The following is a 20,023-nucleotide window of genomic DNA, read 5'->3' as shown; positions in this document are numbered from 1 at the left end:
TGGCTCGTGCGCAATCTGCTGGATTACGGGTTCGGGACCCTAGTGCGTATCAGGCTGCACGAGCCTTGCCAAAAAAAGGAAGCCGGACCCGAAAGATACAAGTGCGTCCGCCTTTCCGGCGGACTGCCCGAAGCCCTGGATCCCCGCCTTCGCGGGGATGACGGTGGCAAAAAAAAAGCGATTGGCGGCGGCGAGGCGCCGAGGGCTTCCTGCCCGCCCACACCCTGCTTCCACGCGGCAGGCGGTGCCTGGCCCGGGCGATTTGTGGGCCGAGCCGGGCTTTCCGCGGCCCGGCCGTTGCGAGCCGAAGGCGAGTTCGACATGAACCTCATGCTCGCGGCAGCTGTCTGAACGGAGCGCTGCAAAGCAGCGCGCAGTGAGTTCTGCCGCGCAGGCCGGGCCGCGGAATGCCCTGCGAGTTGCGAGCAAGGCGAGCAACCGGCCCACCATGAGCCCGGGCCAGGCACCGCCTGCCGCGAGGGCGCGCGGCCCGCGAAGCAACTACGACGACGCCCTCAAAGCGGCTGCCACCAGTTCCCCGACGCCACCATCATCGGAATCAACTGCAGCTCCGCGTCGTAGTACAGCGTGCTGAAGTTGTTCGCATTGAAGGACCACAGCGAATTCAGATACGCCTGGTGCGCGGGATCCACCATCGCCCCGCACAGCTGCGGCCCGATCATGCCCTTGGGTGTCCAGTTGGGATAGGGACGGAACAGCGGAGAAGGCAGTCCGCCATTCATCGCATACCCCGTCGCCGTGCGCGCCGGATCGCCGCCCGTGTCGGCCTTGAAGAAGGCCATCATCTTGTCCAGCACGTTCTTCCAGCGCACGTCGCCCGAGAACACGTAGTCGGTGCCCCAGCGCCAGGGATTGCGCTGCGCGTTGGCGTAGTAGTGCATCTCCGTCATCACGAAGTCGCCCATGCCGCCCGGCGAGGGCACGGGGTTCGCGCTGCTGGTCTGCACGATGAAGTCGGGCATCAGGCCGACGCCCGGCGAGTACACCGCCTGCATGCGGTCGATCAGCCACCAGCAGCGGTCGATCACCGTGGTGCTCCACCAGCTGTCGCCGGTCGCGCGGGCGAAGGCGCGGAAGTGGTTGATCATGTAGTCGGACGTGCGGCTGACGTCGGCCGTGGCCAGCCCCTTGGTCGTGCCGTCCGGCTTCATGTTCCAGGACTTCATGGCGTTGATGGTGTGGATCGCCTCCTGCTTGTAGTTCCACGCCCCCGTGTCCGAACCCCACTGGCGATCGGCCATCAGCAGCGCCATCGCGATGTCCAGGTCGCCGTCCATCGCGTTCCAGCCGCCACCCGCCGCGTCGGTGGACGAGCCGTTGATCGTCAGGCGCCAGTCCATCAGGTAGCGGCCGGGCGTGCCGGGGATGCTGTAGGCCGGGCGGGCCCGCACCGTGGTGAGCAGGCCGTCGAAGATCTCGCGCGCCTGCGGGTCGTGGCCCGCCATCACCACCACGATCAGCATGCCGTAGCCCATGCCCTCGGACACGGTGAGGTAGCTGGTGGAGGTGCCGAAACGCACCGCCTTGCCGCCGGGTACGGTGGGCACCTCGGCGATCGAGATGGCCTTCCAGCTGTCGTAGCAGCGGCGGATGGTGGTGTCCATCACGGCGTTGGAGACGTTGTTGGGCAGGATGCCGGCGGCGTACGGCACGAGGCGCGAGCCGAAGGGGTAGCGGTCGGGACCGGCCGGTGCCTGCGGCGCGGGCGCCGGGGCGGGCGCGGGCGCGGGAGCAGGCCCCGGCACCGGGGCCGCGCCTTCGCCGAACAGCGTGTCGCGGCCGGCGACCACGCCGGTGCCGCTGCCCGCGATGTCGGTGGCGGCGCCACCCCCTCCGCCCCCGCCGCAGCCCGCCAGTGCCGTCGCGATCGCGGCCGAGCCGCCCTGGATGAATATGCGCCTCTTCATGTGACTACCAAGCTGTGGGTGGAGGACACCGAGGCGGGACACCCAGCCTCAGCAGGAGGCGGGAATGTAGTAGGACACGTCCGACACGCGTATGGGCCGTATTCCTACAGGCGTAACCAGTCGCGCCAAAATGCTTCAGGAGTGCGCGCGGTCGCCCGGGAGGTCACGGCCGAGCTACCACCTGCAAGCTCGGCCGGAGTGCCTGCATGAGGCAACTGCTCAACTCATGCGTGGGCCGCAAGGCGCACCGGCGTGAACTGTTCACGCAGCGACCGAACGGCCGTGCCTCGCACAGAACTTACGTTTGCTGATGCTGAGCCATGGAACCGCGCATCGCCTCGCGGATGACAAATCGGCTCTTCAGGCGCCAACGAAACTTTCGCCGTCGTCCTACATTCCGCGAACCGTCGACCGCGTTGACTGATAGGCCGGTCATATCGGCCCATCCACCAACAGGAGATACCTCGCATGAACAAGACCCTCATCGCCCTGGCGGCCGCCCTCAGCATGGGCGTGGCCATCGCCCAGACCGCGGGCAGCACCGGCGGCACCAGCGCCTCCGGGGGCGCCGGCAGCTCCGCCACCACCGGGGCTGGCGCGGGCGGCACCAGCAAGTCCTCCGCCGCCGGCGGCACCAGCGCGGGCACGTCGGGCAGCGGCAGCTCGGGCACCACGGCTGCGGGCTCGGGCAGCGGCTCCAGCGGTGCGACCGCCGCCGCGGGCACGGACACCAAGGCCATGAAGAAGCAGGCCGATGCCGACTACAAGGCCGCCCGCGAGAAGTGCAAGCCCATGAAGGGCGACGAGAAGAAGGCCTGTGACAAGGACGCCAAGGCCGCCAAGGCCAAGGCCGACGCCGACATCAAGCGCGCGCAGGCCGACGCCCGCGGCACCAAGAAGGCGTCCTGACGCTAGCGGACCGCGCCGCACTCCGGCGCGAGAGCAGGAAGAGCCGGGCCATGCCCGGCTTTTTCAATGGGCGGTGTCGAAACCGCCTGGCCAGGATCGTCGTGCAGGGAGAGCATCCCTGAACTTCACCCCACCGAAGGAGAACGACATGCGATTCATGGTCCTGGTCAAGGCGACCCGCCAGAGCGAAGCCGCGGAAATGCCCAGCACCGAGCTGATGGCCGAGATGGGCCGCTTCAACGAGGAGCTGGTGAAGGCCGGCGTCATGCAGCAGGGCGAAGGCCTGCATCCCAGTTCGAAGGGGGCGCGCGTGCGCTTCTCGGGCACCCGGCGCGACGTGGTCGACGGCCCGTTCGCGGGCGATCCCGCCGACCTGGTGGCCGGGTTCTGGATCTGGAAGTGCGCCTCGCTGCAGGAGGCGATCGACTGGGTCAGGCGCTGCCCCAACCCGATGCCGGGCGACTCGGACATCGAGATCCGGCCCATCTTCGAGTCCGAGGACCTGGGCGAGACCTTCACGCCCGAGCTGCGCGAGCAGGAGGACCGGCTGCGCGAGCAGATGGCCGCGCAGTCGGCCAAGGGCGGCGGCCGCTAGAGGCCGCAGCCCCGGCACCGCGTCAGCGGCGCAGTTCCGACTTGCTCTGGATGATGCGGCCGACCAGGCCGTACTCGATCGCTTCCTCGGCCGAGAGCCAGCGGTCGCGCTCGATGTCGGCCAGCACGCTGTCCAGCGGCTTGCCGGTTTCGCGCGCGATGGTCTGGGCGATGCGCTCGCGCGCCTTGATGATCTCGCGCGCGTGGATCGCGATGTCGCTGGCCGGGCCGCCGGCGCCGCCGCTGGGCTGGTGGATCAGGAAGCGCGTGTTGGGCAGGCAGAAGCGCCGCTCGCGCGGCACCGCCAGGTAGAGGTGGGTGGCGGCGCTGCCCACCCAGCCGGTGCCGATCATGTTCACCGGCGCACCGATGAAACGGATGATGTCGTGGATGGCGTCGCCCGACTCCAGGTGGCCGCCGGGCGAGCTCACCAGCATGTCGATGGGCTTGTCCGATTCCGAGTCCAGCGCGATCAGGCGGCGGGCGATGTCGGCCGCCGAGCGGTCGCTGACTTCGCCGAACAGCAGCACGGTGCGGGACTTGAAGGCCTTCTCTTCGAGGAAGGCGTTGCGCGGCTCCGCGGTCGAAGGCGCCGCGGAGGGTTCGTCGTGTTCGTGGGGTGTTTCCATGGTTCTGCTGATTTGCGGGATGCCAGGGCCGAATGATGCACCGGCCGTCACGGTCGTGCTCGCGCGCACCGCCGAGCCCCTGCCGGCGGCGGGCTCAGCGCGTGGATTCCCACAACGGGATGCTGCCGGCCTTGCCGTCCGCGCCCAGCACCTCGATCAGGCGGCCGAGGTCGCGGTCCAGCCGGGCCAGGGTGCGCTCATCCAGTTCCATCAGCGCCTGCGGCAGCACGCCGGCGAACGGCCCCGGTGTCTTGCGGAGCACGCGCACGCCTGCGGCGGAGAGCTGCAGGTGGACTGCGCGCTTGTCGGCCGGCGCGCGGTCGGCCACCACCAGGCCCTGCTCCAAGAGGGGCCGCAGCAGGTTGCTGGCGGTGGACTGGTGGATGTCCATGGCCCGGGCCAGCCCGCCCACGCCGATGCCCGGCCGGTCGCGCACCACGCTCAGCGCCCAGGCCTGCGCGCCCGAGATGCCGGCCTTCTTCTCCACCGAGCGGAAGTGCGACTTCACGCTGTTGACGACGATTCGGAAGCGCCGCAGCACGCGCGTGGCGGACTCGGTGAGCTGGGGGGGCGGGGGCGGCGCAGCCTTGGGCGACCGGCGGGAGGAGGGCATGCCGGGATGATATTCAGCGGCAGCCCGTGCGCGAGGCGCCGGCCCCATGAAAAAGGGGCCCCGCGGTGACGGGGCCCCAAGCACATGAAGGGATCAGGAATACGCCAGGGCAGTGTATTTGGACAAATGCTTTGGCGCCACGTCGGGATTTCCCGTGATCAGCTGCGTGCTTGTGGCCGCCGTGTACGGGCGGGGCAAAAAAAACGCCCCCGACAAGCCGGGGGCGCAACAGATGAGTGCTCTCATCTTCCCAAAGGACCTCTCGATCCCAGGTGGAGTCTAGGAACGCGACGCCTGCGGCGTGAGCGGGAATCCCCGCAGTGGCCCCAGGCGCGGCGAGGGGAACTTTCCAGGCCATCTAGGGAATACCCGGGAGCCGAGCCGCCGCCGCACTGCGACGCTGGTCGCTTTTCGAGAACAAGAGGGCCCGCCATGGACAGCACGACCAGCACCGAGACGACCGCCACGCGCGCGATGGAGGCCCTGCCCGGCCCGAGGCCCTGGCCGCTGGTGGGCAATGCGCTGCAGATCCAGCGCGAGCGCTTCCACCTGCAGATGGAGGACTGGGCGCGGCAGTACGGCGCGCCGTACACCTTCCGCATCCGCGACCGGCGCTTCATGGTGGTGACGGCGCCCGACTCCATCGGCCACGTGCTGCGCCAGCGGCCCGACCTGTTCCGGCGCACCGAGCGCATCGAGAAGGTCTCGGCCGAGGTGGGCTTCCTGGGCCTGTTCACCGCCAGCGGCGACACCTGGCGGCGGCAGCGGCCGATGGTGCTGGCCGGGCTGGACCCGGCGCACATCCGGCAGTTCTTCCCGGCGCTGGTGGACGTGACCGAGCGCCTGCGCCGCCGCTGGGAGAAGGCCGCTCGCGGGAACGAGGTGATCGACCTGCAGGCGGACCTGATGCGCTACACGGTGGACGTCACCACCGGGCTGGCCTTCGGCGAGGACCTGAACACGCTGGAGAGCGGCGACGGCGACACGATCCAGCGCCACCTGAACGTGGTCATGCCCTCGCTGTTCAAGCGCCTGCTCTCGCCGGTGGACCCGCCGGCCTGGCTCCGCCGGCTGCGCGACCGCGAGCTGGAGCCGCACCTGGTGGCGCTGCGCAGCGCCGTTCAGGGCTTCATCGCCAAGACCCGCGCGGCGCTGCAGGCGCGGCCCGGGCTGCGCGAGAAGCCCGAGAACCTGATCCAGGCGCTGGTGGCCGCGCGTGACCGCGAGGGCAGCGGCGTGAGCGACGAGGACGTGGCGGGCAACGTGCTCACCATGCTGCTGGCCGGCGAGGACACCACGGCCAACACGCTGGCCTGGATGCTGTGGCACCTGCACCGCCATCCGGCCGCGACGGCGGTGGCGCGGGAGGAGGTCGACCGGGTTCTGGGTGGCGCGGCCGGCGTGCAGTCGCTCGACCAGCTGGGCCGGCTCGACCTGCTGGAGGCCTGTGCCAGCGAGACCATGCGGCTCAAGCCCGTGGCCCCCTTCATCATGAACCAGTCGCTGGCCGACACGACCGTGGAGAACGTGGCGGTGCGCAAGGGCGAGTTCGTGATCTGCCTGATGCGGCCCGCCGGGCTGGAGGAGAAGACCTTCGCGCAGCCGCAGGTGTTCGATCCGCTGCGCTGGCGCGCCGAGGGGGCCTCGGCCCATGCCATGGCTTCGGCGCGGCGGCACACCATGCCTTTCGGGGCAGGGCCTCGCATGTGCCCGGGGCGCTATCTGGCGCTGGCGGAGATCAAGCTGGTGGCGGCGATGCTGTTGGCGAACTTCGAGATCGAGGAGGTCGCGCCGGAAGGCGGGGGCGAGCCGCGCGAGGCGATCTCGATCGTGATGGCGCCGGTGGGTTTGAGGATGCGCTTGAGACTGCGCAAGTGATGCCGTCGTCCCCGCGCAGGCGGGGACCCAGCGCAGCGCGCGGGTGGGGATGAAGGCGGGAGCTCTGGATTCCCGCCTTCGCGGGAATGACGAAATCTACGCCGCCCACCGCTCCCGCAGCTGCCGCTTGAGCACCTTCCCGATGTCACTGCGCGGCAGCTCGTCGATGTAGCGCACTCCCGCCAGCCGCTGGGTCTTGCCCAGCTTCGCGTTGGCCCACTGCCGCAGCAGTTCCGGTTCGGGCGCATCGGGCGCGGGCACCACCCACGCGGCGGGCGACTCGCCCCACTCGGGGGACGGGATGCCGATCACGGCCACGTCGGCCACGGCCGGGTGCTCGCGCAGCACCGCCTCCAGGTCGCTCGGGTAGATGTTGAAGCCGCCGCTGATCACCATGTCCTTGCGCCGGTCCATCAGCACCAGGAAGCCGTCCTCGTCGAAGCGGCCCACGTCGCCCGTGCGGATGAAGCGGTTGCCGGCGGCGTCGTACCACTCGGCCTCGCGCGTCTTGAGCGGCTGGCCGTGGTAGCCGGTCATCATCGCGCCCGAGCGGCCCACGACCTCGCCCATCTCGCCCGGCGCCACCTCGACACCGTCCTCGTCGACGAGGCGGATGTCGTGGCCCTCGGCCGGCTTGCCGACCGTGTGCAGCTTGTCGGGGAACTCGTGCGCCGCCAGCATGCAGGTGCCGCCGCCCTCGGTCATGCCGTAGTACTCGGTCAGCCCGCCGGGCCAGCGCCGGAGGATGTCGGCCTTGAGCGCGGCCGAAAAGGGCGCGCTGGTGCAGAACTTCATGGCGAAGGACGAGAGGTCGAAGCGGTCGAAGTCCGGATGCGCCATCAGCCGCTGGTACTGCACCGGCACCAGCATGGTGTGCGTGGCCCGCTCGCGCTCGGCGATCTCCAGGTAGGCCAGCGGATCGAAGCGGCCTTCGGTCAGCACCACGGTGCCGCCGCGCGACAGCGCCGGGAATCCGCACACCAGCGTGGTGTTGGAGCACAGCGAGGTCGCCAGCAGCGCCACCGACTGCGGGCCGTAGCCGCCCGCTTCCGCCCGTCCCATGTGGGCCCAGCGCATGCCGTGCGGCTGCACGATGCCCTTGGGCGTGCCGGTGGTGCCGGACGAATAGATGATGTTGAACGGCCAGTCCGGCTGCACCGTCACCGGCTGCGGCCGGGCGCCGGCCGGTGCCAGCCAGTCCTGCAGCGGCCGGTGGCCGGGGCTGCCGTCCATCGCGATGCGCGGCGTCGGCAGGTCCAGCGGCGGCACGGTGGCGTCGGCGAACAGAAGCCGGGCGCCGCAGTCGGCCACCATGCCGGCCAGTTGCTCGCGCGTGGCGCCCGTGGGCAGCGGCGCGACGGCGACGCCGGCGCGCAGACCGCCCAGGAACAGGGTTGCGTACTCCAGGCTGTTGGACCCGCTGATGGCGATGCTCTGGCGCGGCAGCACGCCGTCGCGCTGCAGCGCCGCCGCGACGCGGTCGACCAATTCGTCGAGCTCGCCCCAGGTCAGCCGGCGGTCGCCCTGGACGAAGGCGGCATGCCAGGGCCGCGCGGCGGCGTGTTCGCGGACGAGATCGCCCAGGGCGCGGAACGGGGGCAGGGGCGTGGCGGTCGGCGTGCTCATGGGACGGCGGCGTGGATGCAGCGATTCTGCCTCCCGCCGCGTCGCCCGCCGCGTCCCCGCTGTCACAGCCGCTCGAGCATCTCCGGCGTGACCAGCACCACGCCCCGCTCGGTGCGGTGGAAGCGCTGGGCGTCGGCTTCGGCGTCCTCCCCGATCACCATGCCGTCGGGGATGCGGCAGCCGCGGTCGATCACCACCCGCGTCAGCCGTGCGCCGCGGCCGATCTCGCAGGCCGGCATGATCACCGCCTCGCGGATCTTGCAGCACGAGTGCACGCGCACGCTGGAGAACAGGACCGCATGCGTGAGGTCCGAGCCCGAGACGATGCAGCCGCCCGAGGCCATCACGTTGGCGATCTCGCCGTGGCGGCCGTTCTCGTCGGGCACGAACTTGGCCGGCGGCATCTGCTCCTGGTGGGTCCAGATCGGCCAGTCGCGGTCGTAGATGTTCAGCTCCGGCATGTTGGAGGCCAGGTCGAGGTTGGCCTCCCAGAACGCATCCACCGTCCCGACGTCGCGCCAGTACGGGTTCTGCCGCGTGGTGGCCGGCACGCTCGACAGGTTGAGCGGATGGGCCAGCGCATGGCCCCGTGCCACCAGGCGCGGGATCACGTTCTTGCCGAAGTCGCGCTGCGAATCCGGGTCCTGGCCGTCCTCCTCCAGCAGCCGGTAGAGGTACTCGGCGTCGAAGACGTAGATGCCCATGCTGCCCAGCGCGCGGTCGGGCTTGCCGGGCATGGCGGGCGGGTCGGCCGGCTTTTCCAGGAAGGCGGTGATGCGCCGCCGCTCGTCGATGTGCATCACGCCCAGCGCGGTGGCCTCCATGCGCGGCACCTCGATGCAGCCCACGGTGCACTTGCTGCCCGATTCCACGTGGTCCAGCAGCATCAGCGAATAGTCCTGCTTGTAGATGTGGTCGCCGGCCAGCACCAGGATGTATTCGGGGCCGTAGGACTTCAGGATGTCGATGTTCTGGTAGATCGCATCGGCCGTGCCGCGGTACCAGTCGGCCTCGTTGATGCGCTGCTGGGCCGGCAGCAGGTCGATGAACTCGTTGGCGTCGCCGCGCAGGAAGTTCCAGCCGCGCTGCAGGTGGCGCAGCAGCGAGTGCGACTTGTACTGCGTGAGCACGCCGATGCGGCGGATGCCCGAGTTGACGCAGTTGGACAGCGCGAAGTCGACGATGCGGAACTTGCCGCCGAAGTACACCGCCGGCTTGGCTCGGCGGTCGGTCAGCTCTCGCAGGCGCGAGCCGCGGCCGCCGGCCAGCACCAGCGCGACGGTCTGTTTGGGAAGCTGCCGCGCCAGGCTCAGGCGTTCGGCGGTGCGCGCGTCGTGGTTCAGCGCGGTGGGAGGGATGAGGTGTTCGAAGGCGAGGTCTTCTTTGGCCATGGGGGGTGGTCCTTGCTCAGGCGGACTTTCCGCCAGTGCACCCCCGGCGCCTGTAGGACGCCTTCGACTGTCTTAGGCGCAACTGCCCTAACGCGCCACCCGCGTGCCGCCGCTGCGGCGGTCGACCCGCGGCAGGTCGGTCGAGTCGCGCCACAGCTCATCGGCCCGCCGCTGCACGCGCTCGAGCATCTCGTCCAGCTGCGCCACCTCGTGCGGCTGCAGCCCGGCCATCAGTTCGCGGTTGATGCCTTCGACCACCGGCCGGATGCGGTCGTACAGCGCCTGCCCGGCGGGCGTGAGCTCCAGCTGCGCGAAGCGGCGGTCGCCGGCGCGCGAGCTGCGCACCACCAGGTCCTTGCGCAGCAGGCCGGTCACGGCCTTGGAGGTGGCCGACTTGTCCAGGTCGGCGCGGTGGGCCAGCTCGGACGAGGAGATCGGCCCGCCCGCGCTCAGGAGCGCCAGCATCACCCACTCGCGCCGCGTCACGCCGAACTGGCCCTCGCAGTACCTCAGCACCATGCCGCCCCCCACCGCGCGGATGCGGTTGATGCGGTACAGGAGCATGTCGGGCAGGCCCTGCGGACGGGCGAGGCGGGGGGCCATGGTCTAGGGAAATCCCGAGGAGCGTTTGCTTTCAACCATTATGTCCATCGCTCCAACAATGGCCGCGACGCACCCACGCGAGACCGCACCATGAGCCCTCCCGACCACGACCTCCCCACGGAGGCCGATGCGCGCCGCGAACTCGCGGCCTGCTACCGGCTGTTCGACCACCTGGGCTGGACCGAGGCCATCTTCAACCACATCACGCTGCGCGTGCCTTCGCCGGCCGGCACGGCGCACTACCTCATCAACCCCTTCGGCCTGCACTACAGCGAGGTGTCGGCCGCCAACCTGGTGAAGATCGACATCGAGGGCAACGACATCGGCGCCAGCGGCCGGCAGGTCAACCGCGCCGGCTTCGTGATCCATGGCGCCGTCCACCAGGCCCGGCCCGACGCGCACTGCGTCATGCACATCCACAGCACGGCCGGCTGCGCCGTCGCCTGCAAGGAGAGCGGGCTGCGGCACGACAACTTCTATTCGGCCATGCTGTACGGCGACGTCGGCTACCACGAGTACGAGGGCGTCACCACCAGCCTGGACGAGCGGCCGCGGCTGGTGGAGTCGCTCGGAAGCCGCAACCACCTGGTCCTGCGCAACCACGGCCTGCTGGCGGTGGGCGGCAGCGTGGCCCAGTGCTTCCAGCGCCTGTGGACGCTGCAGCGCGCCTGCGAGATCCAGCTGGCCAGCGACGCCGGCGCCGGCCCCAACCGGCAGATCCCGGTGCGGGTACTGGAGAAGGTGCCGGCCAGCCGGCTGAACATGAACGACAGCACCAAGGGCGGCGGCGTCTCGCAGCTGATGTTCGACGCCATGCTGCGCCGCGCGGGCATCTCGCGCGACGCGCTCTGAATCCCGGAAGGAAACGACATGCCCCTGAACGAACACGGTTTCGAAGTCGTCCGCCTCGGCGGCAACATCGGCGCGGAGATCCGCGGCCTGGACCTGCGCAAGCCGCTGGCGCGCGAGCAGTTCGAGGCGCTCAACGCGGCCTTCGTGAAGCACGAGGTGATCGTCCTGCGCGACCAGGACATCACGCTGGAGGAGCAGATGGCTTTCGGCCGCATGTTCGGCGAGCTGTCCATCCACCCCTTCAGCCCCAACCTGGACGACCAGCGCGAGGTGATCGTGCTGGACTACTCGGCCGACAACCCGCCGGCGCTCACCGACCAGTGGCACTCGGACGAGACCTTCCGCGCCGCGCCGCCGGCCGCCACCATCCTGCGCGCCAAGGTCGTGCCCGAGTACGGCGGCGACACGCTGTTCGCCAGCATGACGGCTGCCTACACGGGGCTGTCGGAGCGCATGAAGCAGTACATCCATGGGCTGGAGGCGGTCCACGACTTCAAGCCGTGGCGGCACCTGTTCAGCAGCTCCGAGGCGCACCAGCGCCGCCTGCGCGAGCTGGAGCAGGAGTTCCCGAATCCCTCGCATCCGCTGGTGCGCATCCACCCGGTGACGGGCCGGCGCATCCTCAACTGCAACGCGCAGTTCACCACGAAGATCAAGGGGCTCAAGGACGACGAGAGCCAGATGGTGCTGAACTACCTGTACGGCCGCGCCGCCATCCCCGAGTTCCAGCTGCGCGTGAAGTGGCAGCCGCACACGGTGGTGATGTGGGACAACCGATCGACGCAGCACTACGCGCCGCACGACTACTACCCGCAGCGCCGCACCATGAACCGCGTGACGATCACCGGCGATGCGGTGGTGGGCGTGAGCGGTCCCTACACGCCGGAAGAAGGCGTCGCGCCGCTGCCCGACGGCCACGGCGTGAAGGTGGCGCCCCCCGGCAAGCGGCCGATCCGCGAGTTCGAGCGCAACCTGGCCAAGGAGGGCGCATGAACGGCTCCTTCCTCACCCGCCGACGCCTGCTGGCGCAGGCCGCGGCAGCCGGTGGCGCGCTGGCGCTGCCCCTGTCGTCGCTGGCGCAGGGCGGCTACCCGGACCGCCCGATCAAGCTCTTGGTGCCCTTCCCGCCCGGCGCACTCACCGACACGCTGGGCCGCCTGGTGGCCGAGCGCGTGCGAACCGCGCTGGGTCAGCCGCTGGTGGTGGAGAACCGCCCCGGCGCCGGCACGCTGCTGGGCGCGAGCGTGGTCGCCAAGTCGCCCCCGGACGGCTACCAGCTGATGGTGGCCACCAGCACCACGCTGGCCATCTCACCGGCCATGTACGCCGCGCCACCCGCCACGCCGGCCGACTTCATCGGCGTGGCGATGATCGGCGCCGTCAGCCTGTACCTGGTGACGCGGCCCGATCTCAAGGTGGCCAACCTGGGCGAGCTGGTCACCGAGATCCGCAACACCCCCGGCAAGCTGAACTTCGGCTCGCCGGGCAACGGCACCATGCACCACCTGATCGTGGAGATGATCAAGGCGCAGGAGAAGGTGCAGGCCACGCACGTGGCCTACCAGGGCAGCATGACGGCGCTGCAGGACCTGATGACGGGCCGCATCGACTTCATGTTCCTCGACGCGGTGGCGGCGATGCCGCAGATCCAGGCCGGGAAGATCAACGCGATCGCCGTGGCCGCGGCGCGGCGAACGCAGGCGCTGCCCCAGGTCGCGACGGTCGCCGAGACGTTCCCGCAGATCGACCTGCAGGCCTGGCAGACCGTGGCCGCGCCGCGGGCCACGCCGATGCCGGTGGTGCAGCGGCTGAATGCGGAGATCAACAAGGCGCTGGATTCGGCCGAAGGGCGCGCGGCGCTGCAGAAGGTGGGCGTGGATGCGAACCCGATGAGCGTGCAGGCGCTAAACGAGCTGATCGCGCGGGATGAGAAGCGGTTGGGGGATTTGGTGCGGGCGGCGGGGTTGAAGGCGAGTTGAGGGCGTTGCTTTTCGCCCGATCGGCCTTCGATTCAAGTCGTCGGAGTGACTCTCATCCTGTGACGCTTCTCTGAGCCTCTTTCCAATCCTCCGGGTCATCAACCCGGAGGAATGACATGAGGACTTTGAAACTGAACGCGATCGCGGCACTGATGGCCGCGACATTGGCTGCGTGTGGGGGTGGTGGAGGAGGGGGAGGGGACCCGGGCGCGCCTTCGCCGGCCCCTGCACCCGCACCGGGGCCGGCACCCGCGCCTGCTCCCGGTCCCGCACCCGCTCCCGCTCCCGCTCCCTTGCCGCCAGAAAACACGCTCGCAAGTGTTGAAGCGACTGTGGCGGCGGGCGCCTCGTTGACGTTCAACAGCGCCAACAGCAACCTCGTCTCGGTCACCGACCCTGACAGCGCCACGCTCACCACTGTTCTCACGTTGAGCGCTGGCACGATGATGCTGTCCTCGGGAGGCCGTGCCACGATCGGGGACAACGGCACGGGCGAAGTGACGGTCTCCGGCACCATCGCGGATATCAACGTGGCGCTCGACGGCATGGTGTTCACCGCGCCAGACAGCGCGCAGACCGTCATTCTGCAAATCCGCACAGAGGATGCGAGCACCCCGACGGCGCTGTCCGACACCGATGAGATCACGTTGACCATTACCGCGGTGCAATTGCCGGGGTTCCAGAATTTCGAGCCGGCCGTGAATGTTCTCGGACAACCCAATTTCGCCTCGGGCTCGAGCGGTCCCCCGACTCAGAGGAATCTGCTCGGTCCACGCGGCGCCGTTGCGATTTCAGAGTCGGGGAGGATCTACGTGCCCGACACGGGGCACAACCGCGTGCTCGTTTTTTCGTCTGCTGCGGGGCCGGGTTCTCTGGCGCAACTCCGTCTGGGACAGCCGAGCTTTTCATCCGGGGGCGCCAGGATCGAGCAGGGCTCCCATCCCGAGGCAGCGCACGTTGCCATCGGAGACGGACGGATGGCGGTTGCAGAACCGTTTGCGAATCGTATTTCCCTCTACGCTTCCGTTCCGACGTCGACTACTCAGATGCCGGTCGGGCTTCTGGGGCAACATTCGTTCGATGGGACCCTGCAAGGTTGCAACGGGCGCACGCTAAACCAGCCCAGCAGCGTCGCCATCACCCCTGATGCAGGGAAGGTCCTCGTCGCCGACAGAGGAAACAGTCGTGTGACGATCTACAACTTCTTCCCACTGTCAGTCGGGACATCGCCAGCCTACGACGTATCGCTCGGCCAGACGCACCCTGATTGCGTCCTGGATCCAACGCCAAGTTCGGCGTCCATGAATCAGCCAACAGGTGTCTGGACAAACGGCACCCAGGTGGTCGTTGCTGACACGGGCAACCATCGCGTGTTGATCTGGAACACTTTCCCGAGCGTGGTCGACCCCGTGGCAAGAGAAGGCGAATCGGCGCACCGAGTGCTTGGCCAATCAAACTTCACCGCCTCCCTCCCGAATAGGGGCAATTCAAGCCCGGGAGCGGGGACGCTGAACGCGCCGACACATGTCGCCTCGGATGGAACTCGCCTAGCCGTGGCTGATACGGGCAATCACCGCGTCCTGATCTGGGACTCATTCCCCAACGCCGATGGTGTCCCAGCCAACAGGGTGCTGGGACAGATCGATTTCGACAACATGCTTGCGAACAATCCGGACCAGGATGGCGACTCCGATGGTCCCTCTGAGAGAGTTTTCTTCAGCCCCGGGGGGCTGCTGTTCCACAACGGCAAGCTGTATGTCACTGACAAGGACAACAACCGGATCCTCGTGTTCGACGGGCAGTAAACGTCGCAGCAGTTCTGAAAGGCGTCCTCCGGACGCCTTTTTTCATGGCCTCCCTGGATTCCCGCCTCCGCCGGATTGACGGAACGGAGCCCTTGGCACAATCGCCCCCATGCGAATCGCCAAAGACACCGTCGTTACCCTCACCTACAAAGTCTCCGACCTGCAGGGCCGCCTGCTCGAGCAGAGCAAGGAACCGCTGGCCTACCTGCATGGCGGCTACGACAACACCCTGCCCAAGATCGAGGAGGCCCTGGACGGCCAGGAGGTCGGCCATGCGGTCACCCTGCAGCTGCAGCCGGAAGACGCCTTCGGCGTGCGCGACGAGGCGCTGGTGCGCACCATCCCCAAGAGCGAGTTCCCGCCCGGCGTGAAGGTCGGCGGCCAGCTCGAAGGCATGACCGACTCGGGCCAGCCGCACGTCTTCCACGTGATGAAGATCAAGGGCGACACCGTTCACCTGGACGGCAACCATCCGCTGGCGGGCAAGGCGCTCAAGTTCATGCTCAGGGTCACCGGCGTGCGCGCCGCCTCGGCCGAGGAGATCGAGCACCGCCACGTGCACGGCGAGCACGGCCACCACCATTGATCGGGCGGAGAAGCGCATGAAATTCCGCATGGCGGAGAACTCGCTGTTCGCGGTGCTGCTGCGATCGCCCTGGTGGATCAGCCTGGCGATCGCCTCGGCGTGGGTGTTGGCGGTGCAGGCGCTGCTGCCGCCGGAGTACCGCCTGGTCGGCACCCTGGGCGCCTTTCCCTTCTTCGTGATCGCCGCCATCGCGTTCTGGCGGCAGCTGCGCGCGCCCAGCGCCAGCGAATCCAAGGCGATCCTGGACTCGGCCGCGAAGATGGGCTGGCCCGAGTTCGAGCAGGCGCTGCGCGCCGGCTTCGCGCGGCAGGGCTGGCAGGTGCGCCCGGGCGCGGGCGGCGCGGACCTCGCGCTGGAGCGCAACGGCCAGGTGAACTCGCTGGTGTCCGCCCGGCGCTGGAAGGCGGCCCGGCATGGAGAGGACGCGCTGCAGTCGCTCGACAAGGCGATGCGCGCGCAGGAGGTCTCGCGGGGCGTCTACGTCGCGCTCGGCGAGCTGAGCCCGCAGGCCATGCGGCTGGCCAAGGCGCGGCAGATCGAGGTCATCCAGGGCGACACGCTGGTGCGGCTGCTGCGGGGCTAGAGTGTTCGTCATCCCCGCGGAGGCGGGGAACCAGAGCTTCCGGCTTTCTCGGTGGTTGGGGGCGCGCTGCGCTGGATTCCCGCCTTCGCGGGAATGACGGCAACGGCAACTTGCAATGCGGCAACTTGCGCCCCGCGCCGCCCACCCCTGTTTCCGCCTTAAACTGCGCCGGCCCGCGCGCAACCCGCGCGAGGCAAGCAGGAGGAGGACACCGGCCCACCCGCCGGTCGTGTTCCGCCGTTTGCAAAACCAGTTTGGCGCGCTACCCGCGCGCGGAGCGATTGCATGACCCAGCAACAGCCGTTGCGGCTGCACGTGCCGGAGCCCTCGGGGCGTCCTGGCTGTGCCACCGACTTTTCCTACCTCCACGTCTCGGAGGCCGGCGCCGTCCGCAGGCCGCCGGTGGATACCACCCACTTCGACACCCAGGACCTGGCGTACGGCCTGATCCGCGTGCTCGACCGCGAGGGCCGCGCGGTCGGCCCCTGGGCGCCGGAGATCTCGACCGCGCAGCTTCGCAAGGGCCTGCGCTCGATGATGAAGACGCGCATCTTCGACAGCCGCATGCTGATCGTGCAGCGCCAGCGCAAGATCTCGTTCTACATGCAGAGCCTGGGCGAGGAGGCGATCGCCTGCGCCCACGCGGCCGCCATCGAGCCCGGCGACATGTGCTTTCCCACCTACCGCCAGCAGGGCCTGCTGCTCAGCCGGGACGACATCTCCATGGTGGAGCTCATGTGCCAGCTCATGAGCAACGAGCGCGACCTGATGAAGGGCCGCCAGCTGCCGGTGATGTACTCGTACAAGCGCGCCGGGTTCTTCTCGATCTCGGGCAACCTCGCCACGCAGTTCATCCAGGCGGTGGGCTGGGCCATGGCCTCGGCGATCAAGGGCGACACGCGCATCGCGTCGGCCTGGATCGGGGACGGCGCCACGGCCGAGGCCGACTTCCACACCGCGCTGACCTTCGCCCACGTGTACCGCGCGCCGGTGATCCTCAACGTGGTCAACAACCAGTGGGCCATCTCCACCTTCCAGGCCATCGCCGGGGGTGAGTCGAGCACCTTCGCCGCGCGCGGCGTGGGCTGCGGCATCGCGTCGCTGCGGGTGGACGGCAACGACTTCCTGGCCGTGTACGCGGCCTCGAAATGGGCCGCCGAGCGCGCCCGCGCCAACCTGGGCCCGACGCTGATCGAGTGGGTCACCTACCGCGGCGGCCCGCACTCCACGTCGGACGACCCCTCCAAGTACCGGCCCGTGGACGACTGGGAGCGGTTCCCGCTGGGCGATCCGATCGAGCGGCTCAAGCAGCACCTGATCGCCCTGGGCGCCTGGAGCGAGCAGGAGCACGAGCAGGTGCGGCTCGAACTCGAAGCCGAGGTGGCGGCCGCGCAGAAGGAAGCCGAGACGCACGGCACGCTGCTGGACGGACACATCCCCAGCGCCGCGACCATGTTCGAGGACGTGTACGCCGAGATGCCCGCGCACCTGCGGGCGCAACGCCAGCAACTGGGGGTGTGAGCATGCTGACCAAGACGAGGGACGAACTGCTCACCGCCGACGCCGGCGCGATCAAGCCGATGACGATGATCCAGGCCCTGCGATCGGCCATGGACGTGATGATGGGACGCGACGACAACGTGGTCGTGTTCGGCCAGGACGTGGGCTACTTCGGGGGCGTGTTCCGCGTCACCGAAGGCCTGCAGGCCAAGTACGGCAAGCACCGCTGCTTCGACTCGCCTATCAGCGAAGGCGGCATCGTCGGCACCGCGGTGGGCATGGGCGCCTACGGCCTGCGGCCGGTGGCCGAGATCCAGTTCGCCGACTACTTCTACCCGGCCAGCGACCAGATCGTGTCGGAGGCGGCGCGCCTGCGCTTCCGCTCGGCGGGCGACTTCACCTGCCCGATCACCATCCGCATGCCCTGCGGCGGCGGCATCTACGGCGGCCAGACCCACAGCCAGAGCCCGGAGGCGCTGTTCACCCACGTGTGCGGCCTGCGCACCGTGATGCCCAGCAACCCGTACGACGCCAAGGGCCTGCTGATCTCGGCCATCGAGAACGACGACCCGGTGATCTTCCTGGAGCCCAAGCGCCTGTACAACGGGCCCTTCGACGGCCACCACGACCGGCCGGTCGTGCCCTGGAGCAAGCACGAGATGGGCAACGTGCCCGAGGGCTACTACCGCGTGCCGCTGGACTCGGCCACGGTCTTCCGGCCCGGCTCGCAGCTGACGGTGATCACCTACGGCACCATGGTCTGGGTGTGCGAGGCGGCCGCGCGCGAGAGCGGCGTGGACGCCGAGATCATCGACCTGCGCTCGATCTGGCCGATGGACCTGGAGACGGTGATCGCGTCGGTGAAGAAGACCGGCCGCTGCGTCATCGTGCACGAGGCGACGCGCACCAGCGGCTTCGGCGCCGAGCTGTCGGCCACGGTGCAGGAGCACTGCTTCTACCACCTGGAGGCGCCCATCGAGCGCGTGGCCGGCTGGGACACACCCTATCCGCACGCCCAGGAATGGGCGTACTTCCCGGGCCCGGACCGCGTCGCGGCGGCCTACAAGCGCGTGCTGGAGGGCTGAGCCATGGGGATCTACGCCATCAAGATGCCCGACATCGGCGAAGGCATCGCGGAAGTGGAACTCGTCGAGTGGCGCATCCAGGCCGGCGACGAGGTCAAGGAAGACCAGATCGTCGCCGACGTGATGACCGACAAGGCGACGGTGGAGATCCCGTCGCCCGTGGCGGGGAAGGTGCTGGAGCTGGGCGGGCAGCCGGGTCAGCTGATGGCCGTCGGCTCGGAGCTGGTTCGCATCGAAGTGGCCGGCGAAGGCAACGTGAAGCCGGGCGCGGCGCCTGCGAAGGCCGCGGCGGCGGTTCAAGGCCAGGCCAGCAGCACGGCCGGCGTGCCGCCCGACCTCAAGGACGACATCACGCGCGAGAACGCGTCGCCCTCTGAACCCCTCCCCGCGCGGGGAGCAGGCTCCTCCGACTCCGTCCCCCTCCGGGGGAGGGCAGGGGTGGGGGCGCAGGGCGGTGGACCGGGTGCGGCGGCTGGCTCGACGCCGGGGCGCCTTCACCCCAGCCCTCCCCCAGGAGGGGAGGGAGCGAAGACGGGGGCAAGGCCGCCGGTGGGGACGCCGGCGCCGATGCGAGCCCCCGGCGAGCGCCCCATCGCTTCCCCCGCCGTGCGCCGCCGCGCCTGGGAACTGGGCATCGAGCTGCAGTTCGTCCATGGCAGCGGCCCGGCCGGCCGCATCGAGCATTCGGACCTGGACGTCTACCTGGCCTCGCGCGGCCAGCCGCAGGCGACGGGGGGAACGCGCCTGCGCCAGAAGCACGGCGAGCAGCAGATCCCCATGATCGGCCTGCGCCGCAAGATCGCGCAGAAGATGCAGGAGGCCAAGCGCCGCATCCCGCATTTCAGCTACGTCGAGGAGATCGACGTCACCGAACTGGAGACCCTGCGCACGCGCATCAACGAGCGGCACGGCGCCGCGCGCGGCAAGCTCACGGTGCTGCCCTTCATCGCCCGCGCGGTGGTGCTGGCGCTGGAGGAGTTCCCGCAGATGAACGCCCGCTTCGACGACGACGCGGGCATCGTCACGCGCCACGAGCCGGTGCACCTGGGCATCGCCACGCAGACCGACTCCGGCCTGATGGTGCCGGTGCTGCGCCATGCCGAGGCGATGGACCTGTGGACCTTCGCGAAGGAGATCGCGCGGCTGGCCGAGGCCGCGCGCACCGGCAAGGCCGCGCGCGACGAGCTGCAGGGCTCCACCATCACCATCAGCAGCCTGGGCCCGCTGGGCGGCATCGTCACCACGCCGGTGATCAACCATCCGGAGGTGGCCATCATCGGCGTCAACCGCATGGTGGCGCGCCCGGTGTTCCAGGGCGATGCCATCGTCAAGCGCCAGCTGATGAACCTGTCGTCCTCGTTCGACCACCGCGTGGTCGACGGCATGGACGCCGCGAAGTTCATCCAGGCCATCCGCGCGCTGCTGGAAGCGCCGGCGCTGCTGTTCGTGGAGTGACCCACCG

19 protein-coding genes are annotated in these 20,023 nt (G+C 69.4%); 13 read left to right on the top strand and 6 right to left on the bottom strand.

Annotated features, from left to right (window positions below; translation table 11 throughout):
• Positions 1 to 351, top strand: a 351-nt coding sequence (locus tag ASG30_RS23070) for a hypothetical protein (protein WP_235579862.1), incomplete at its 5' end; no start/stop codon positions are given.
• Positions 352 to 515: 164 nt separating this feature from the next.
• Here the strand turns inward: ASG30_RS23070 and ASG30_RS21045 are convergent.
• Positions 516 to 1,928 carry a glycosyl hydrolase family 8 gene (locus tag ASG30_RS21045; RefSeq protein WP_055901748.1) on the bottom strand — a complete coding sequence of 471 codons (1,413 nt, stop codon included), beginning with the start codon at positions 1,926 to 1,928 and terminating at the stop codon, positions 516 to 518.
• Between the two features lie 468 nt (positions 1,929 to 2,396).
• Here ASG30_RS21045 and ASG30_RS21040 point away from each other — a divergent pair, with 468 nt between their 5' ends.
• Both ASG30_RS21040 and ASG30_RS21035 read left to right on the top strand, forming a co-directional pair.
• Positions 2,397 to 2,837, top strand: a complete 441-nt coding sequence (locus ASG30_RS21040; RefSeq protein ID WP_055901745.1) for a hypothetical protein — start codon at positions 2,397 to 2,399, stop codon at positions 2,835 to 2,837.
• A gap of 148 nt (positions 2,838 to 2,985) precedes the next feature.
• The gene (locus ASG30_RS21035; protein ID WP_055901742.1) at positions 2,986 to 3,432 is read left to right on the top strand and encodes a YciI family protein; all 447 of its coding nucleotides are present in this window, start codon (positions 2,986 to 2,988) and stop codon (positions 3,430 to 3,432) included.
• 22 nt (positions 3,433 to 3,454) lie between these two features.
• Here ASG30_RS21035 and ASG30_RS21030 read toward each other — a convergent pair whose 3' ends face one another.
• Together ASG30_RS21030 and ASG30_RS21025 are read right to left on the bottom strand one after the other, a co-directional pair.
• Complete coding sequence (locus ASG30_RS21030; protein ID WP_055901740.1) at positions 3,455 to 4,060, bottom strand: ATP-dependent Clp protease proteolytic subunit; 606 nt, start codon at positions 4,058 to 4,060, stop codon at positions 3,455 to 3,457.
• 94 nt (positions 4,061 to 4,154) lie between these two features.
• Positions 4,155 to 4,673 carry a MarR family winged helix-turn-helix transcriptional regulator gene (locus tag ASG30_RS21025; protein WP_055901735.1) on the bottom strand — a complete coding sequence of 173 codons (519 nt, stop codon included), beginning with the start codon at positions 4,671 to 4,673 and terminating at the stop codon, positions 4,155 to 4,157.
• A gap of 432 nt (positions 4,674 to 5,105) precedes the next feature.
• Between ASG30_RS21025 and ASG30_RS21020 the strand changes: the two genes are divergently transcribed.
• Positions 5,106 to 6,551, top strand: a complete 1,446-nt coding sequence (locus ASG30_RS21020; protein WP_055901731.1) for a cytochrome P450 — start codon at positions 5,106 to 5,108, stop codon at positions 6,549 to 6,551.
• A 96-nt stretch (positions 6,552 to 6,647) separates the two neighbouring features.
• Here ASG30_RS21020 and ASG30_RS21015 read toward each other — a convergent pair whose 3' ends face one another.
• The 3 genes from ASG30_RS21015 to ASG30_RS21005 form a co-directional block, all read right to left on the bottom strand.
• A complete protein-coding gene (locus ASG30_RS21015; RefSeq protein ID WP_055901729.1) occupies positions 6,648 to 8,177 on the bottom strand; it encodes a class I adenylate-forming enzyme family protein in 1,530 nt (509 codons plus the stop codon).
• Positions 8,178 to 8,239: 62 nt separating this feature from the next.
• Positions 8,240 to 9,568 carry a glucose-1-phosphate adenylyltransferase gene (glgC, locus tag ASG30_RS21010; RefSeq protein WP_082522239.1) on the bottom strand — a complete coding sequence of 443 codons (1,329 nt, stop codon included), beginning with the start codon at positions 9,566 to 9,568 and terminating at the stop codon, positions 8,240 to 8,242.
• Between the two features lie 87 nt (positions 9,569 to 9,655).
• A complete protein-coding gene (locus ASG30_RS21005; protein ID WP_055901727.1) occupies positions 9,656 to 10,171 on the bottom strand; it encodes a MarR family winged helix-turn-helix transcriptional regulator in 516 nt (171 codons plus the stop codon).
• A 90-nt stretch (positions 10,172 to 10,261) separates the two neighbouring features.
• Between ASG30_RS21005 and ASG30_RS21000 the strand changes: the two genes are divergently transcribed.
• The 9 genes from ASG30_RS21000 (at position 10,262) to ASG30_RS20960 (ending at position 20,016) form a co-directional block, all read left to right on the top strand.
• Entirely contained in the window at positions 10,262 to 11,023 is a 762-nt protein-coding gene (locus tag ASG30_RS21000; protein ID WP_055901725.1) for a class II aldolase/adducin family protein, read from the top strand.
• A gap of 18 nt (positions 11,024 to 11,041) precedes the next feature.
• Entirely contained in the window at positions 11,042 to 12,016 is a 975-nt protein-coding gene (locus ASG30_RS20995; protein ID WP_055901722.1) for a TauD/TfdA dioxygenase family protein, read from the top strand.
• Positions 12,013 to 13,002: a Bug family tripartite tricarboxylate transporter substrate binding protein gene (locus ASG30_RS20990; RefSeq protein WP_055901719.1), complete on the top strand. Its 990-nt coding sequence runs from the start codon at positions 12,013 to 12,015 to the stop codon at positions 13,000 to 13,002. Before ASG30_RS20995 ends, ASG30_RS20990 begins: the two co-directional genes overlap by 4 nt.
• Before the next feature lie 350 nt (positions 13,003 to 13,352).
• On the top strand, positions 13,353 to 14,807 hold the full coding sequence (locus ASG30_RS20985; protein ID WP_156385644.1) for an NHL repeat-containing protein: 1,455 nt from the start codon (positions 13,353 to 13,355) through the stop codon (positions 14,805 to 14,807).
• A gap of 109 nt (positions 14,808 to 14,916) precedes the next feature.
• A complete protein-coding gene (locus ASG30_RS20980; RefSeq protein ID WP_055901715.1) occupies positions 14,917 to 15,393 on the top strand; it encodes an FKBP-type peptidyl-prolyl cis-trans isomerase in 477 nt (158 codons plus the stop codon).
• A gap of 16 nt (positions 15,394 to 15,409) precedes the next feature.
• Positions 15,410 to 15,976 (top strand): restriction endonuclease, encoded by a 567-nt coding sequence (locus tag ASG30_RS20975; protein ID WP_055901706.1) that lies wholly within the window; start codon positions 15,410 to 15,412, stop codon positions 15,974 to 15,976.
• A 285-nt stretch (positions 15,977 to 16,261) separates the two neighbouring features.
• Positions 16,262 to 17,497 carry a 3-methyl-2-oxobutanoate dehydrogenase (2-methylpropanoyl-transferring) subunit alpha gene (locus ASG30_RS20970; RefSeq protein WP_055901705.1) on the top strand — a complete coding sequence of 412 codons (1,236 nt, stop codon included), beginning with the start codon at positions 16,262 to 16,264 and terminating at the stop codon, positions 17,495 to 17,497.
• 2 nt (positions 17,498 to 17,499) lie between these two features.
• Positions 17,500 to 18,561, top strand: a complete 1,062-nt coding sequence (locus tag ASG30_RS20965) for an alpha-ketoacid dehydrogenase subunit beta (RefSeq protein WP_235579861.1) — start codon at positions 17,500 to 17,502, stop codon at positions 18,559 to 18,561.
• A 3-nt stretch (positions 18,562 to 18,564) separates the two neighbouring features.
• Entirely contained in the window at positions 18,565 to 20,016 is a 1,452-nt protein-coding gene (locus tag ASG30_RS20960; protein WP_055901702.1) for a dihydrolipoamide acetyltransferase family protein, read from the top strand.
• The last annotated feature ends 7 nt before the right edge of the window (positions 20,017 to 20,023 follow it).

It is taken from the genome of Ramlibacter sp. Leaf400, assembly GCF_001424545.1.
Classification (GTDB): Bacteria; Pseudomonadota; Gammaproteobacteria; order Burkholderiales; family Burkholderiaceae_C; genus Ramlibacter.
Note: the sequence above shows the minus strand (reverse complement) of the source record. Positions and strands in the feature narration are given on the sequence as shown.

Bases quoted from the DNA above. Each gene is read 5' to 3' on its own strand.
- glgC (WP_082522239.1), bottom strand. From the start codon at position 9,568: ATGGCCAAAGAAGACCTCGCCTTCGAACACCTCATCCCTCCCACCGCG.
- ASG30_RS21015 (WP_055901729.1), bottom strand. From the start codon at position 8,177: ATGAGCACGCCGACCGCCACGCCCCTGCCCCCGTTCCGCGCCCTGGGC.
- ASG30_RS20970 (WP_055901705.1), top strand. From the start codon at position 16,262: ATGACCCAGCAACAGCCGTTGCGGCTGCACGTGCCGGAGCCCTCGGGG.
- ASG30_RS21045 (WP_055901748.1), bottom strand. From the start codon at position 1,928: ATGAAGAGGCGCATATTCATCCAGGGCGGCTCGGCCGCGATCGCGACG.
- ASG30_RS20995 (WP_055901722.1), top strand. From the start codon at position 11,042: ATGCCCCTGAACGAACACGGTTTCGAAGTCGTCCGCCTCGGCGGCAAC.
- ASG30_RS21030 (WP_055901740.1), bottom strand. From the start codon at position 4,060: ATGGAAACACCCCACGAACACGACGAACCCTCCGCGGCGCCTTCGACC.
- ASG30_RS21035 (WP_055901742.1), top strand. From the start codon at position 2,986: ATGCGATTCATGGTCCTGGTCAAGGCGACCCGCCAGAGCGAAGCCGCG.
- ASG30_RS21020 (WP_055901731.1), top strand. From the start codon at position 5,106: ATGGACAGCACGACCAGCACCGAGACGACCGCCACGCGCGCGATGGAG.
- ASG30_RS20975 (WP_055901706.1), top strand. From the start codon at position 15,410: ATGAAATTCCGCATGGCGGAGAACTCGCTGTTCGCGGTGCTGCTGCGA.
- ASG30_RS20980 (WP_055901715.1), top strand. From the start codon at position 14,917: ATGCGAATCGCCAAAGACACCGTCGTTACCCTCACCTACAAAGTCTCC.
- ASG30_RS20990 (WP_055901719.1), top strand. From the start codon at position 12,013: ATGAACGGCTCCTTCCTCACCCGCCGACGCCTGCTGGCGCAGGCCGCG.
- ASG30_RS21000 (WP_055901725.1), top strand. From the start codon at position 10,262: ATGAGCCCTCCCGACCACGACCTCCCCACGGAGGCCGATGCGCGCCGC.
- ASG30_RS21005 (WP_055901727.1), bottom strand. From the start codon at position 10,171: ATGGCCCCCCGCCTCGCCCGTCCGCAGGGCCTGCCCGACATGCTCCTG.
- ASG30_RS20960 (WP_055901702.1), top strand. From the start codon at position 18,565: ATGGGGATCTACGCCATCAAGATGCCCGACATCGGCGAAGGCATCGCG.
- ASG30_RS20965 (WP_235579861.1), top strand. From the start codon at position 17,500: ATGCTGACCAAGACGAGGGACGAACTGCTCACCGCCGACGCCGGCGCG.
- ASG30_RS21025 (WP_055901735.1), bottom strand. From the start codon at position 4,673: ATGCCCTCCTCCCGCCGGTCGCCCAAGGCTGCGCCGCCCCCGCCCCCC.
- ASG30_RS21040 (WP_055901745.1), top strand. From the start codon at position 2,397: ATGAACAAGACCCTCATCGCCCTGGCGGCCGCCCTCAGCATGGGCGTG.